Source organism: Vibrio aquimaris (genome assembly GCF_009363415.1).
In the GTDB taxonomy this organism is placed as follows: Bacteria; Pseudomonadota; Gammaproteobacteria; order Enterobacterales; family Vibrionaceae; genus Vibrio; species Vibrio aquimaris.
Genome location: NZ_CP045350.1, coordinates 483,696 through 498,440, shown reverse-complemented (window position 1 = coordinate 498,440; position 14,745 = coordinate 483,696). Strand labels below are relative to the sequence as shown.

The window sequence follows — 14,745 nt, the reverse complement described above, 5'->3', positions numbered from 1 at the left end:
GATTTAAAGGGGAGTTTGTCGCTCCCTTTTAAACATTGATAATAACAACCGGTAGTCCTTTTCAGACACACTGTCGCGCCACAAAATGTGCCTTTCTCCACCATCAAATTGCAAAAGCAAACCAAGTGCTGGTAGCAGCATTACTTTCTTTTTGACCATGAACTCGCGACCATTCAATTCACCTAAACCAGAGTTAGATATGGTCAGATTACCTTTGAGGGCATTGACTAACCAGCCGGAAATACAATGATGTCTATAGACACAAGCAGCAAGATAAAGAGTTAATGGTAGTGGAAGATTCGAAGCCGAAAAGACACTGCAGGCTAAAATCAAGATAGTGAAATTAACCTGACAAGCGATAAATGACGTTGACGCAACTAACCTAACGTACTTTACTGAGGTTGTGAGCAACGATTTTGTCAACCATAGAGGCGTGACCTAAATTATCACTACGCCCGTGCCCCATTATCCAAGTAAATAAATCTGGATCATCACACTCTAGCAGTGCAACAAAGTCACGCTGTTCCTCTTCTTGTAGCTCTTCAAAGCATTCTTCAAAAAATGGCATAATGACCACATCGAGCTCCAACATACCTCGACGACATGCCCATTTAATACGAGCTTTTTCTTCCGGAGTATACAATTTAATTTCCACCTTTTAGGTTGTTTTTCGCGAGTGTAACAATCAATAAATCGAACCACCACTAACTAAGTCACAATCCCGAGTGAGCTAACAGATTTATAACACTTCCCATACTGGTTGAAAGGTTGTTTCCTAAGGTCGTTCAGCGCTAACATAGCTAACAAACTATTGCACTCAGGTAAAGAACATGAATTGGCAAAACGACTTTAATCAACTCTCATTATCCAGTACAGACCCGCTTCCAGAATTGTCATTAACTTATTTAGCATCATGGGGGATGATTACTGCTGAAGGTGATGACAAGAAATCTTACTTACAAGGTCAAGTTACATGTGACGTAGTCAAACTTTCTGAAGATGAAAGCACCCTAGGCGCGCATTGTGACGCGAAAGGAAAAACATGGAGTATATTTCGTTTATTTCACCACCGCTCTGGCTACGCAATGTTTCAACCAAAGTCAGCCATGGAGAAAGAACTTGCTGAGCTAAAAAAGTACGCCATTTTTTCTAAAATCGAATTTCTTTCTAGTACCGATGTACTGCTCGGCCTAGTAGGTAAAAATGCCATCAATACAATCAATAGCTTATCATCACAACCAGGTTCAGTTCGACCCATAGATGGGGGCACCGCGGTACAAATAGATGAGCAAAGGTGGTTACTCGCGGTCGATAAAGATACTGCGTCCAAACTCTGTCAATCTATTGATGCGCCTAAAATCTCTGAAGAAATTTGGACATTATTAGACATTCAATCGGCGATACCTATCGTAAGTGAAGATGTGCAAAACGAACACATCCCACAAGCGTTAAACCTGCAAGCTCTTCGAGGTATTAGCTTCAGTAAAGGGTGTTACACTGGTCAAGAAACCGTCGCCAGAGCCAAATATCGAGGCATGAATAAAAGGTCTTTACAAATCGTATCAGGTGACTACTCCGAAGCACTATCAGAAAACCCAGAGCTGGAACGTTCAGTGGGTGAAAACTGGCGCAGCGCCGGTGATTTAATCGCAAGCTACTCGTTTAACGACAACAAAGCCCTAGGCCTTATTGTTCTGCCTAATAATCTTGACGCTGATACTAAGCTTCGTCTATCAAGCCAACCAGATTCTTCTTGGACAATACAACCGCTCCCATACTCACTCGATGATGACCAATAGCCTTGATACCAATATTACCCGCTACCTGAACGCGCAGCGGGTTTCGTTTCGCGTACTTTCTCATCAATCTCCAGCTACTACTATTGAAGACGCTGCAAAGCAGAGAGGGATTTTACCCGAGCAAATGGTTAAGTGTATTGTTCTGCGAGATATGGGGAATTTGTATGCGCTGGCTTGTATCCCCGGCGATCGCTTAGCGGATCCAAGAAGGGTGCGGAGCCTATTAGGCTGCCGACGCATGACATGTGTCGATAAGTCCGACATAGAGAAACTGACTGGATACCAAGTAGGTACAGTCACTCCTTTATTGTTGCCAACCAAGATGCCCATCATTTTCGACCATCGACTAATGCAACAAAGCGAGGTCACTATCAGCAGTGGTTCTCTACTTGCCGGTATTGCATTACAGATCGATGACTTGTTTAACCTATGTAATCCTGTCTTAGCGGATATTTGTCGCTGACCTATGTCTAACTGGCAAAGCTCAAGAACCAAACATCTAACATTTAAATGTGAGTCAATACTCAATAAAAGATAAAAGTCAGGGCATTTATATTCATATAAACGGCATTTGAAGTCATTTACCACATCATGAATTACACTTGTATTGTTAGGAACATTCATGCCTGTGCCTGGTGGTAACTGCGATGTCTATCGTTGCAATGCCCTTTGGTTACGGTTACTAGGCTAAATGTCTAACCACACAGTGAGACCACTGAACACATCAGTGATTTTTCTCTTGTGTAATGCATCTGTGACTGTTTGCCCGCGATATGCGGGCTTTTTTTATGCAAAAAATTTACCTTAAATTGTCACATAAAAAAAATATTATACTATTCTTAAAACTGTCATAAATCTCGGGTTTACTATTTGGTGACTAAATAGTACGAGATGATTTCCATAGACAGAGCATAACTTAGGGAAAACATCACATAGAAATGGGTATCTATCTGTAATCTTGCTTGATAAAGCACAAATACCCAAAAGAAACTCATTTTACTGCATAAATTTCCATCATAATCACATTAATATTGAGCGGAAAATTTTAAACTTGCGGTGCTTGCTACATATAAGGATCACTCTATGAGACTGTTTAAGCGCTACATGCCAGGTATGATTGCTAAACATGTAAGTCGATTGTTTAAGGGAAGGATTTATATTTGTGGAGTTGGACGATTTGAATTCGATAACGGAAAGCTCGTGCTACCAGAAAGGGCAGAAAAGCGTCACTTTAAAACGGTGAAAGAAGTTAATCAGGAAATAATGCGTCTACGCTGCGCATACATATAAAAGTTTTACAGGGGGCTGGTCAAAACCAGCCCTTTTCATTACATCAAACTGCTTCTTGCTCTAAATACTTAGCTAATACAGGTAAATTCCCTTTAAGTCCTAGCGCTCTTTTCATGATCTCATCTTTGGCACCTGGTAACTGGCCAACCAAAGTCATGCCCAGCCCCCGAACTAATTTCTTAGCAGGATTATCACCGGAGAATAAGTCTTTGAAACCTTGCATCGACGCGATCATTTTCGCGGCTTCCGATTTGCGCCAGCGTTCATAGCCCCGCAAATGCCGACGACTACCAATATCATGGCCTTTACGCCAACTGGTTTGAACTTCTTGAGCGAGACATGCCGCATCCAGCAACCCCAAATTCACCCCCTGCCCCGCTAAAGGATGAATGGTGTGCGCAGCATCACCAACTAATGCGACTCTATCCGCCACAAAATCCCGTGCATAACGCATTTTTAATGGGAAGGACGCACGCTTACCAACCACTTCGCATAATCCCAGTCTTGCATCAAATTCAGCTGTCAGTGTTTTGTTGAATTCTTGGTCGGGTACTGATACTAAATATTCAGCACGCTCAGGTTCTGTTGACCACACGATGGAACTCATATTACTCTGAAGCATGGGCAAAAACGCAAGAGGGCCTTGTGAAGTAAATACTTGACGGGCGACTTTGCCATGTTCCTCAGCAGTCCAAACATTCGCGACTATCGCACTATGACCATAATCCCAGTGAGTGAGCGGAATATCCAATTGTCTGCGTACCCAAGAGTTAGCGCCATCTGCACCCACCACGAGTTTTGCTGTGAGCCCTTGCCCATTCGCAAGGTTCAGCCATACTTCACTTTCACCAACCGCCATCGAATGACACTGAGCAGGTAGATGAAGGCTTACATTCTGCATTTGCTTGACCCTGTCGAGCAGAGCCAGTTGAATCACTCTATTTTCCACAATATGTCCGAGATCCGGTTGAGCGAGCTTCTTTGCATCAAACTCAATACGAGCAAAACTATCTTGCTCCCAAACTTCCATTGCCGAGTAAGGGGATGCCCTGCGTTGAACTATCCCCTCCCATGCACCTAGATTACGTAAAATGACTTCACTCGAACGGCTGAGAGCAGAGACTCGGACATCAGGGAGGTCATTGATTCCACACTCTGGTATCTGACTTTCAATTACCGCTACTCGCAAGTCAGTGTCTTTGAAAGCAGCGGCAAGCGTCAGCCCTACCATGCCTCCACCAACAATTGCGATATCAACGCTTTGTATCATCGAACCCTTCCTCACTCAGATTGCTACCTAGCAACCAAACCTAATGTTCTTGTTAATAAAGGAGCTTTAAGCATGGTCGCATTGTCCATTGCCGCTAACCCCAGATTACGAGCAACCCTAAAACTCAGATAATCATTGGAAAAAATATGAACCAGCGATGAAGTCAATGATAGTGTCATGGACCTATCAAGCTCTCGACGACTCTGATATTGACTCAACACGGAGTAATCACCTGGGTCTTGAACATGAGACATTATTGATTCTGCCAGTGTCGCAATATCTCGAATGCCTAAGTTGAATCCTTGTCCGGCAATTGGATGAAGGGTTTGTGCTGCGTTACCAATAATCGCTAATCGATGTGAAGTGTTTTGCTGGCGAAAGCTTTGTTGCAGTGGATAACTGCTTCTGTGGCCAATAGTTTGAAATTTCCCTAGCCGCCAACCAAAAGCCGCTTGCAATGCCTGTTTGAATTCTGAATCATCTAGAGACATTATCTGCGTGGCTTGATCGGGTTTAAGGCACCAGACCAAAGACATTCTTTGCTCACTCATAGGTAGAAGCGCCAAAGGCCCTGATGAAGTGAAGCGTTCAAAAGCTTTACCTTGGTGAGCTTGAGCAGTTTTAACGTTTGCTATAACCGCCACTTGTTCAAAATCATGCAACTCTGACTCAACCTCCAATTGTTTACAGCAAGTTGATCTCGCACCATCGGCAGCAACCAACAGTTTACTTGCTAACGATTGACCATCATTGAGAGTAACGCAAACTTGATGCTGCAACCTTTCTATCTGGCTCACGCGAGCAGGGCACAACAGGTGAATATTGTTATGCTCGCTCAATTGTTCACTGTAGTATCGTCCGACGTCAGTAAGCTCAACCACATAACCCAGTGCGTCTACTGGTATGTCTTGGTGATCAATGTCTGTCATACCCGCATGACCCCGGTCAGACACATGGATGTGCTTTATTGGCGTCGAAAACTCAGCCATACCTTGCCAAAGATCATACTGTTTAAGAATGTTGACCGTACCAAGCGATAAAGCAATGGCTCGCGAATCAAATCCTGGATGAGCGTCATAATCAGCCTGATAAGGTTCAACGACAGCAATGGACAGTGAACCACCCGATAACTTACTCACCGCCAGCGCCAATGTCATCCCTGCCATTGCACCTCCGGTGATGACAATATCAAACTGCTTCATGAAATATCCTACATTAATGAATGGTCGGGGCCTTTGGTTTCTCAGGTTTCTGACCAAACTCAGCATGTATGGTTAATACACAAACCTTGATGTGTTCAATCACTTGCTCAAGCAATTGCGCTTGTTCTTCAAGATCATCGTCTTCGTCAATACCTAATTTGGCTATTTCTTCTAGGTCTGCCAACGCCTCTTTGGTGTCCTTGGATGCTTGCCTAAGTTCAGCGCCCACTAAACCAAGTCCAGAAATATAGTGATTAACCCACTCAGCAACACCATCCGCCATATCAAATAAGCTAGCGCTCGCCTCTTCATCAGGGAGCAAGATTGAGATATTCATGGCGGAGCTTGTAAACTCAGCAACTGTCGCCTCTAATGTAGTTTGAGCCAGTTGCAGTGGTTTAGCAGGCCACCCCATGCCATCATTGGTATAGTCAAAAATCATCGGCTGCCAACTTTTGTCTGTTAGGCTCAAACCGCCACTTAACATACCAGCCATTAATCCGTGTAACTCAGCAGGATTCACTGCTAAACCAGCGGTTTGAAGTTCACTTGCTAGGGTCAAATAGGCTGGCAACTTATGTTCGCTCATACAAGCATCCCAAAAATAAGTAAATAATACCGATTCTAGCATTTACTTGAGGTAGCGAAAACGAACGATTAGCCGATTGTGAGTGGCTTTTATACAATCTGGTTAATTAGTGTAGTTTTGCATGGGAATTTACACTGTCGAGAGGGAAAAGCTTGAATCTTAACAAGCCTTTTTCTATAGTTTCTTCCTTGGTGATCATCTACATATCACACCCAACTAACGTATTCAGGGTCGCTATGAGTAATCAAGCAGTTGAAGTTGAAATTTTAGGCAAATTAACTCGAGTAAACTGCCCTGCTGGGCAAGAGGAGTCGCTACGCAATGCGGCTCAGCAACTTGATGAACGTCTAAAAGATATGACTTCTAAGACAAAAATCACCAATGAAGTACAATTACTCACCTTTGTGGCATTGAACGTCTGTCATGAATTGGAAAGCCGTGATACATTAGAAGTAGAGCAAAAAAAAGCGCTCGACAATAAGTTGGAACAACTAACCACCTTATTAAGCGATGCGCTTGGTCAAGTAAAGCTGGAAAAGCAATAAGCTTTTTGGCCAACAATAAGAATTTACCCTGGAGTGTTCGTTAGGGGATTAAGTCCCTGAGCCGATAAGCAATACTTAAGGGTTGGTACTTGATAGCTATTGAGCAAGCTCGGCTTGAACCGAGAAGCCTACGGTTACCATTGCCGATCCGCCTTGAACCTGCTGGTTCAAGGGTCCCAAATCTCCAACGGCACTCTGGGGTACCCTACATCTCTTCATCAGTGGCATTCTTATGACTCTTTCGCGGCAGGACTACCGAAAACTCATCCGTCAAAAACGCAATCAACTGAATCAAGATGAGCAAAGTCAAGCTGCCATCGCATTGACAAGTCATTTCCTCAATTTATCTGAACTTGAACAAGCTCAGCATATTGCCTTGTACCTGTCTGCCGATGGTGAAGTCGGAACCTCTCTTATTATTCAAGAGCTTAAAAGGCTCGGAAAAGATGTTTATCTCCCTGTTATTCATCCTTTTTCATCTGGCCACCTGTTATTTCTTAGCTATGACGAGAATACGTCCATGGTCTCTAACCGCTATAACATCTCAGAGCCTAAGCTTGAAAAAAACAAAATAATACCAGTTGAGCAGCTAGATATTATCTGTACACCGTTAGTGGCCTTTGATAAACAGGGCCATCGCCTTGGTATGGGTGGGGGTTACTATGATCGTACGTTAGAGCCTTGGTTTCACTCTCAATCTGGGCCAAAACCAATCGGTCTTGCTCATAATTGTCAAGAAGTTGAGCAGCTGCCAGTCGAGTCATGGGATGTGCCTTTACCCAAAATCCTTACTCCTAAAAAGATCTGGGATTGGGAATAGTCTCAGATTGGATATATAATCGCGCTCCAGACGCATAATTTAAACCCAGTTTAGGAGACGGGCATGACGCAAGATGAAATGAAAAAGGAAGCCGGTTGGGCAGCACTTGAGTACGTGGAAAAAGGCAGCATAGTTGGTGTAGGTACAGGCTCAACAGTCAATCACTTCATCGATGCCTTAGGCAGTATCAAAGACGATATCAAAGGCGCTGTATCTAGCTCTGAAGCCTCCACTGAAAAGCTTAAAGCCCTAGGCATTGAAATCTTTGACTGCAATGATGTTTCCTACTTGGATGTCTATGTAGACGGCGCTGATGAAATCAATCCATCACGCGAGATGATCAAAGGAGGCGGCGCCGCTCTGACCAGAGAGAAAATTGTTGCTGCTATCTCAAATAAATTTGTTTGTATCGTCGACGGCAGCAAAGCGGTCGAGGTTCTAGGGGAGTTTCCGCTTCCTATAGAAGTTATCCCTATGGCGCGTTCCTACGTGGCTCGTCAACTGGTTAAGCTCGGGGGTGATCCTGTTTATCGAGAAGGGGTAACAACGGATAACGGCAACGTCATATTAGATGTACATGGTCTTCGCATTACCAATGCGAAACAATTCGAAAACGACGTTAATGCCATTGCAGGCGTTGTCACGGTCGGCTTGTTCGCTCATCGAGGAGCAGATGTTGTGATCACTGGGACACCACAAGGTGCCAAAGTCGAAAGTTAGTTTTATCTATTTCAGACACTTCATTGCAAACAGCACCATTAGGTGCTGTTTTTTCATCTATCTTATTAAAAATTATTCCATATACTTTTATTTTCTTACCCAAAGCTAAACTTTTTTGTTAATTTAATGAGCAGAAGATGCGTAACGAAAACGTTTGCGTCAATAAAAAAACTCAAGTAATGTTGGCTTTAATACAGTTACAAGACTTGTGCACAACTTAAGCCCCCAAATTTAATTTTTTAAGGACGAACACTATGGCCAGAGTTTCACTGGAAAAAGATAAGATTAAGATTCTACTTCTTGAAGGGCTTCATCCTTCTTCCGTTGAAGTATTGCAAGCTGCTGGTTACACCAATATCGAATATCACAAAGGCTCTCTTTCAGAAGAGGCCCTCCTTGATGCGGTAAAAGATGTGCACTTTATTGGTATTCGTTCACGCACGAACTTATCACAAGCCGTTATTGATGCAGCTGAGAAGTTAGTGGCCATAGGCTGTTTTTGCATCGGCACCAATCAGGTTGATCTCGGCGCCGCTGCAGCGAGAGGGATCCCTGTCTTTAATGCACCTTTTTCAAACACAAGAAGTGTTGCTGAATTAGTACTTGGGCAAGTATTACTTCTGCTGCGAGGCATTCCAGAAAAGAATGCACTGGCTCATCGCGGAGTATGGAAGAAAAGCGCTGAAAATTCTTACGAAGCAAGAGGAAAAAGGCTCGGGATCATAGGTTATGGTCATATAGGTACTCAGCTTGGCATCATCGCTGAAAACCTAGGCATGAGAGTGTACTTTTACGATATCGAAAACAAGCTGTCCCTTGGTAACGCCACCCAAGTACACACCATGGCAGAGCTCCTCAATAAATGCGACATCATTTCTTTACATGTACCAGAAACAGCTGGAACCAAGAATATGATGGGCGCAGAGCAGTTTGAACTAATGAAACCTGGCGCTATCTTTATCAACGCCGCTCGTGGCACTGTGGTCGATATACCTGCTTTGTGTCAGGCCATGGAATCTGGGCATTTATCAGGCGCTGCCATTGATGTATTCCCAACAGAGCCAAAAACCAACGCAGATCCTTTTGAGTCTCCACTGCAAAAGTTTGATAACGTCATTCTCACGCCTCATGTGGGTGGCTCTACACAAGAAGCACAAGAAAACATTGGCGTTGAAGTCGCAGGTAAGCTCGCAAAATATTCAGATAATGGTTCAACCCTATCGAGTGTTAACTTCCCTGAAGTATCCTTGCCAGAGCACCGTGATTGCTCTCGCTTACTGCACATTCATAAAAACCGCCCTGGTATTTTGACCCAAATTAACACCATCTTCGCTGAAGAAGGGATCAATATTGCGGGTCAGTATTTACAAACTCATGCTGACATTGGCTATGTGGTTATCGATGTAGAAAGCGATCGTTCTGAAGAAGCGTTGAAAAAGCTCAAGAGTATTGAAGGCACCATTCGCGCTCGTATTCTGCATTAACCTTTATTTGGTCGCCGTTTTCCCAAAGCGGCGGCTTTATTCTCTCCCTCATTCGTTTTTCCTAACAAGCTCAAAAGCTGCGCTTTACTGCATCCAGATCCAAGTTCTCCAGATTAGATTACTTAATTTCATCAATATTTAACACTTATGTAGTATTTATCACAGAAATCGCTTTTATTATTCATACAATTCCGAACACTTTCGAACGAAATCACTTTTGCTCGTTCTGTTTTCATTTTTATCACCATCGCACAAATATAATGAGGTCCTATGTTTGGAGTTTTCAAACCTAAGGCGCATATCGACCGGCTCACTTCTGGGCTGATAGATAGCACTTATTCACGCTTACGTTGGCAACTTTTTATTGGCATTTTTGTTGGCTATGCTGGCTACTACTTAGTACGCAAAAACTTTAGTTTAGCAATGCCTTATCTGATTGAACAAGGCTTTAGCCGAGGCGATCTTGGTGTTGCTTTAGCGGCTGTCTCTATCGCTTATGGCTTATCGAAATTCTTAATGGGTAGCGTGTCTGATCGCTCAAACCCGCGCTACTTTTTAAGCGGTGGTCTTTTGATGTCTGCACTGGTCATGTTCTGTTTTGGCTTTATGCCATGGGCAACAGGCAGCATTACTGCCATGTTTATTTTGCTGTTTCTCAATGGTTGGTTCCAAGGCATGGGCTGGCCAGCCTGCGGCAGAACCATGGTTCACTGGTGGTCACGTAAAGAGCGGGGCGAGATAGTCTCGGTGTGGAATGTGGCGCACAACGTAGGCGGTGGTCTGATTGGTCCTATGTTCCTACTTGGGCTTTGGGCTTTCAATGAAGATTGGAAAGCTGCATTTTATGTTCCAGCATTCTTTGCCACACTCGTAGCGATTTTCATCTGGATGACGGTGCGAGATACTCCGCAATCCTGTGGCCTGCCTCCTATCGAAGAATACAAAGACGACTATCCGGATGACTACGATAAGTCACATGAAAAAGAGATGACAGCCAAAGAAATCTTCTTTAAGTATGTATTCTCAAACAAACTGCTGTGGTCTATCGCGATTGCTAACGCCTTTGTCTATTTGATTCGCTACGGCGTATTGGACTGGGCACCAGTGTACTTAAAAGAAGCTAAAGAGTTTACCGTTGATAAATCCTCATGGGCCTACTTCCTATACGAATGGGCGGGCATTCCGGGCACCTTATTGTGTGGCTGGATATCCGATAAGCTCTTCAAGGGTCGCCGCGCACCAGCGGGGATCTTATTTATGGTATTAGTCACCGTCGCTGTACTTGTCTACTGGTTTAACCCAGCAGGTAATCCTGCCATCGACATGGCTGCATTAGTTGCCATTGGCTTCCTAATCTATGGCCCTGTGATGCTAATCGGGCTTTATGCTCTTGAACTCGCACCGAAAAAAGCTGCAGGAACAGCCGCAGGTCTTACAGGTTTATTTGGCTACTTAGGAGGTGCTGTCGCCGCAAATGCTGTGTTGGGCTACACCGTCGATCATTTTGGTTGGGATGGTGGCTTTATCATCCTGGTCGGCTCATGCATTACCTCCATAGTGTGTCTCATTTACGCCTTCTTAGGTGAAAAGGCGCACCATGAACAAAAACAAAAAACCGCGCTTGCTTAAATCAATCACAAAGGCAGCTTAGCTGCCGCTTTTTTATCAAGGACGATAACAATGAAATCTATATCTTTCACTACTACTTTTTTAACTCTGAGTTTATCTGCTGGTGCTATCGCTAAACCTCTTGTTATTGCTCACCGTGGCGCTTCTGGTTACTTACCAGAACACACGCTAGAAGCAAAAGCCCTAGCCTATGCGATGAAACCTGACTATATAGAACAAGACGTCGTCATGACCAAAGACGATCAACTGGTTGTGCTGCATGATCATTATCTAGACAGAGTGACAGACGTGGCAGAGCGCTTTCCAGACAGAGCGCGCAAAGATGGTCGTTACTACGCGATTGACTTTACTCTGGCAGAAATCAAAATGCTTAAAGTCACTGAAGGGTTTAACATTGATGACAAAGGCAACAAGGTAGCTGGCTACCCGACACGTTTCCCAATGTGGAAATCTGATTCTAACGTACCAACACTTGCCGAAGAAATAGAGCTTATTCAAGGCCTTAATAAAACGCTTGGCTACGATATTGGTATTTACCCAGAAGTCAAAGCACCTTGGTTTCACCGCCATGAAGGTAAAGACATCTCCTCAGCAGTCCTGAAAGTGCTTAAGCAATATGGTTATGACGCTCAAGATGACAAAGTCTATTTGCAATGTTTTGACGCTAACGAGCTAAAACGTATCAATGATGAACTGATGCCAAAAATGGGTATGGATCTCAAACTGGTTCAATTGATTGCTCATACTGATTGGAATGAAACCATGGTTTATCAGGGCGATAAAGCAACGCCTTACAGCTACGACTGGATGTTTAAACCCGGCGCCATGAAAGAAGTTGCCAAGTACGCTGAAGGCATTGGCCCATGGAAACCTATGCTGGTCGATGACAAATCCACTAAAAATAACATCATCATCAAACCGATGATGAAAGAAGCGAAAGACGCTGGGTTAGACGTTCACCCCTACACTTTCCGCGCCGATCCTGGTCGCATCCCTGCCTACACAGATAGCTTTGAAGGCATGATGGATATTTTCTACAACCAAGTAAAAGTCGATGGTTTATTCACTGATTTTCCAGATAAAGCGGTTAACTTTTTAAACCAATAATAAGATCAAAAAAGCCTTAGTAATTTTACTAAGGCTTTTCACTAAATGACCTATACTCTATGCTTTGAGCGCTCTTTCACCGCGTGCAATACCCACGACACCACTTCTTGCGACTTCAATCACTTCGGTTGCTTCCGAAATGGCTTGGATGAAAGCATCAAGCTTTTCACTGGTGCCCGCTAACTGAACTGTGTATTGTGAAGCGGTGACATCAACAATCTGGCCGCGAAAAATATCGGCAGTACGTTTGACTTCTTCACGAGCCATACCGCTAGCTCTCACTTTAACCATCATGAGTTCGCGTTCAACATGATCAAATTCCGTCACTTCCTGAACTTTTAACACATCAATAAGTTTATTGAGCTGCTTTTGAATCTGCTCTAACTGCATGTCATCTGAAATCGTGGTGATGTTCAAGCGTGAAAGGGTTTCATCATCGGTCGGCGATACGGTTAAAGACTCAATGTTGTAGCCACGCTGTGAGAACAGACCTACTACCCGAGATAATGCGCCCGGTTGGTTTTCCATTAGCAATGAAATAATATGTCTCATTTTAAGTTCTCTCCGTCTTGCTTAACCACATCTTGTCCATACCCTCGCCTTTGATCTGCATTGGATATACATGCTCAGTCTCATCAACATTGATATCAACAAATACCAGTTTGTCTTTCATCTCTAATGCTTGTTTGAGTCCTGACTCGAGTTGATCTGGTGTCTCGATCCTGATCCCCTCATGTCCATAGGCTTTAGCAATTGCGACAAAATCAGGCACAGAGCTCATATACGAGTTCGAGTGTCTGCCTTGGTAGACAATATCTTGCCACTGCTTAACCATACCTAGGAAGCGGTTGTTAAGATTAATGATTTTGACGGGAATGTCATATTGCATTGCTGTCGACAGTTCCTGAATGTTCATTTGGATACTGCCATCCCCCGTTACCACCACTACTTCTTCTTCCGGTTTGGCAAATTTCACACCAAGACCTGCTGGAAAGCCAAAGCCCATAGTGCCAAGACCTCCTGAGTTTATCCAGCGACGCGATTTATTGAACGGATAGTAAAGCGCCGCAAACATTTGGTGTTGACCAACATCAGAGGCCACATATGCATCACCATTGGTCAACTTATAGAGAGTTTCAATGACCTGCTGAGGTTTGATACGCTCAGAAGAGGTGTCATAAGACAAACAATTACGATCGCGCCAAGTTTGAATATCATCCCACCAGCTTTGCATGGCTTGATGATCATTGACTGCGCCTTGTTCTTCGAGCAAAGACAACATGCTTGCTAAGACTTTTTCTGCTGAGCCAACAATAGGTAAATCAGCCTGCACATTCTTAGAAATCGAAGACGGATCGATATCTATGTGCATCACTTTGGCATTGGGGCAGTACTTTTCTAGGTTATTGGTGGTTCTGTCGTCAAATCGTACTCCCACACCAAAAATAAGATCGGCGTTGTGCATCGCCATATTGGCTTCATAAAGCCCATGCATGCCCAACATACCAAGAGAATTTTTATGCGTGCCAGGAAAAGCCCCAAGCCCCATAAGTGTGCTAACTACAGGTAGGTTCAGCTTCTCTGAGAGTTGCAAAAGGTATTCATCGGCTTGAGATATGACAGCTCCGCCGCCCACGTATAAAACGGGTTTTTTCGCGGCAAGCAGCGCTTTAAGACCTTTTTTGATCTGGCCTTTATGCCCAGTCGTGGTCGGTTTATAGGAGCGCATCGACAAGTTAGCAGGATACTCATAAGGCAGCTTATTAAGGGGATTCATAACGTCTTTGGGCAGATCAATGACCACTGGACCTGGGCGACCTGTTGTAGCGATGTAAAACGCTTTTTTCATGGTGTCTGGGATGTCTTTCGCCTCTTTAACTAAGAAGCTATGCTTCACAATAGGTCGAGACACACCAACAATATCACACTCTTGGAACGCATCATTACCAATTAGGTTATTAGGTACATTACCAGAAATGACAATCATGGGTATCGAGTCCATATAGGCGGTAGCGATACCTGTTACCGTATTGGTTGCACCTGGCCCCGAACACACAAGCACCACGCCTGGCTTACCTGTAGCACGTGTATAACCATCTGCCATATGCGTTGCAGCTTGTTCATGGCGAACAAGTACATGTTTGATTTGATCTGTCTTAGCGTGCAGAGCATCATAAATATCCAGAACGGAACCACCAGGATAACCAAAGATTTGTTCCACACCTTCCTCGATCAGAGATTGAACAACCATCTCTGCACCGGACAACATTACTGCCATATTTTTCTCCTC

16 protein-coding genes and 1 other RNA gene are annotated in these 14,745 nt (G+C 43.9%); 10 read left to right on the top strand and 7 right to left on the bottom strand.

Features of this window, described 5'->3' with window-relative positions:
- Positions 1 to 3: 3 nt before the first annotated feature.
- Positions 4 to 411 carry a hypothetical protein gene (locus FIV01_RS02350; protein ID WP_152429558.1) on the bottom strand — a complete coding sequence of 136 codons (408 nt, stop codon included), beginning with the start codon at positions 409 to 411 and terminating at the stop codon, positions 4 to 6.
- Positions 383 to 643, bottom strand: a complete 261-nt coding sequence (locus tag FIV01_RS02345; RefSeq protein WP_114787008.1) for an FAD assembly factor SdhE — start codon at positions 641 to 643, stop codon at positions 383 to 385. Before FIV01_RS02345 ends, FIV01_RS02350 begins: the two co-directional genes overlap by 29 nt.
- A 187-nt stretch (positions 644 to 830) precedes the next feature.
- Here FIV01_RS02345 and ygfZ point away from each other — a divergent pair, with 187 nt between their 5' ends.
- From ygfZ to FIV01_RS02330, 3 genes are all read left to right on the top strand, one after another.
- Positions 831 to 1,799 (top strand): tRNA-modifying protein YgfZ, encoded by a 969-nt coding sequence (gene ygfZ / locus FIV01_RS02340; RefSeq protein ID WP_152429557.1) that lies wholly within the window; start codon positions 831 to 833, stop codon positions 1,797 to 1,799.
- Positions 1,789 to 2,262 carry an aminoacyl-tRNA deacylase gene (locus tag FIV01_RS02335; protein WP_152431632.1) on the top strand — a complete coding sequence of 158 codons (474 nt, stop codon included), beginning with the start codon at positions 1,789 to 1,791 and terminating at the stop codon, positions 2,260 to 2,262. The genes ygfZ and FIV01_RS02335 overlap by 11 nt, the downstream gene beginning before the upstream one ends.
- 620 nt (positions 2,263 to 2,882) lie before the next feature.
- Positions 2,883 to 3,089: a DUF1107 domain-containing protein gene (locus tag FIV01_RS02330; protein ID WP_114787010.1), complete on the top strand. Its 207-nt coding sequence runs from the start codon at positions 2,883 to 2,885 to the stop codon at positions 3,087 to 3,089.
- Positions 3,090 to 3,132: 43 nt separating this feature from the next.
- Here FIV01_RS02330 and FIV01_RS02325 read toward each other — a convergent pair whose 3' ends face one another.
- Genes FIV01_RS02325 through FIV01_RS02315 form a run of 3 tightly spaced genes read right to left on the bottom strand, consistent with a single transcriptional unit; the run spans position 3,133 to position 6,150 of the window.
- Complete coding sequence (locus tag FIV01_RS02325; RefSeq protein WP_152429556.1) at positions 3,133 to 4,359, bottom strand: FAD-dependent 2-octaprenylphenol hydroxylase; 1,227 nt, start codon at positions 4,357 to 4,359, stop codon at positions 3,133 to 3,135.
- Positions 4,360 to 4,382: 23 nt separating this feature from the next.
- A complete protein-coding gene (ubiH, locus tag FIV01_RS02320) occupies positions 4,383 to 5,561 on the bottom strand; it encodes a 2-octaprenyl-6-methoxyphenyl hydroxylase (protein ID WP_152429555.1) in 1,179 nt (392 codons plus the stop codon).
- 13 nt (positions 5,562 to 5,574) lie between these two features.
- Positions 5,575 to 6,150, bottom strand: coding sequence for a YecA/YgfB family protein (locus tag FIV01_RS02315; RefSeq protein ID WP_152429554.1), 576 nt, complete (start codon positions 6,148 to 6,150; stop codon positions 5,575 to 5,577).
- Between the two features lie 236 nt (positions 6,151 to 6,386).
- Here FIV01_RS02315 and FIV01_RS02310 point away from each other — a divergent pair, with 236 nt between their 5' ends.
- The 7 genes from FIV01_RS02310 to glpQ all read left to right on the top strand — a co-directional run bounded on the left by FIV01_RS02310 (position 6,387) and on the right by glpQ (position 12,455).
- Positions 6,387 to 6,695 (top strand): cell division protein ZapA, encoded by a 309-nt coding sequence (locus FIV01_RS02310; protein WP_152429553.1) that lies wholly within the window; start codon positions 6,387 to 6,389, stop codon positions 6,693 to 6,695.
- Positions 6,696 to 6,717: 22 nt separating this feature from the next.
- A non-coding RNA gene (gene ssrS / locus FIV01_RS02305) (6S RNA) lies at positions 6,718 to 6,901 on the top strand.
- A 26-nt stretch (positions 6,902 to 6,927) separates the two neighbouring features.
- A complete protein-coding gene (locus FIV01_RS02300; protein ID WP_152429552.1) occupies positions 6,928 to 7,515 on the top strand; it encodes a 5-formyltetrahydrofolate cyclo-ligase in 588 nt (195 codons plus the stop codon).
- 63 nt (positions 7,516 to 7,578) lie between these two features.
- Positions 7,579 to 8,235, top strand: coding sequence for a ribose-5-phosphate isomerase RpiA (rpiA, locus tag FIV01_RS02295; protein ID WP_152429551.1), 657 nt, complete (start codon positions 7,579 to 7,581; stop codon positions 8,233 to 8,235).
- Between the two features lie 254 nt (positions 8,236 to 8,489).
- Positions 8,490 to 9,719: a phosphoglycerate dehydrogenase gene (serA, locus tag FIV01_RS02290; RefSeq protein WP_152429550.1), complete on the top strand. Its 1,230-nt coding sequence runs from the start codon at positions 8,490 to 8,492 to the stop codon at positions 9,717 to 9,719.
- Between the two features lie 270 nt (positions 9,720 to 9,989).
- The gene (gene glpT / locus FIV01_RS02285) at positions 9,990 to 11,348 is read left to right on the top strand and encodes a glycerol-3-phosphate transporter (RefSeq protein ID WP_152429549.1); all 1,359 of its coding nucleotides are present in this window, start codon (positions 9,990 to 9,992) and stop codon (positions 11,346 to 11,348) included.
- Positions 11,349 to 11,399: 51 nt separating this feature from the next.
- The gene (glpQ, locus tag FIV01_RS02280; RefSeq protein ID WP_152429548.1) at positions 11,400 to 12,455 is read left to right on the top strand and encodes a glycerophosphodiester phosphodiesterase; all 1,056 of its coding nucleotides are present in this window, start codon (positions 11,400 to 11,402) and stop codon (positions 12,453 to 12,455) included.
- 57 nt (positions 12,456 to 12,512) lie between these two features.
- On the opposite strand, the gene ilvN is transcribed toward glpQ, so the two are convergent.
- Both ilvN and FIV01_RS02270 read right to left on the bottom strand, forming a co-directional pair.
- Positions 12,513 to 13,007: an acetolactate synthase small subunit gene (gene ilvN, locus FIV01_RS02275; protein WP_152429547.1), complete on the bottom strand. Its 495-nt coding sequence runs from the start codon at positions 13,005 to 13,007 to the stop codon at positions 12,513 to 12,515.
- A gap of 1 nt (position 13,008) precedes the next feature.
- Positions 13,009 to 14,733, bottom strand: a complete 1,725-nt coding sequence (locus tag FIV01_RS02270) for an acetolactate synthase 3 large subunit (protein WP_152429546.1) — start codon at positions 14,731 to 14,733, stop codon at positions 13,009 to 13,011.
- Between the last annotated feature and the right edge of the window lie 12 nt (positions 14,734 to 14,745).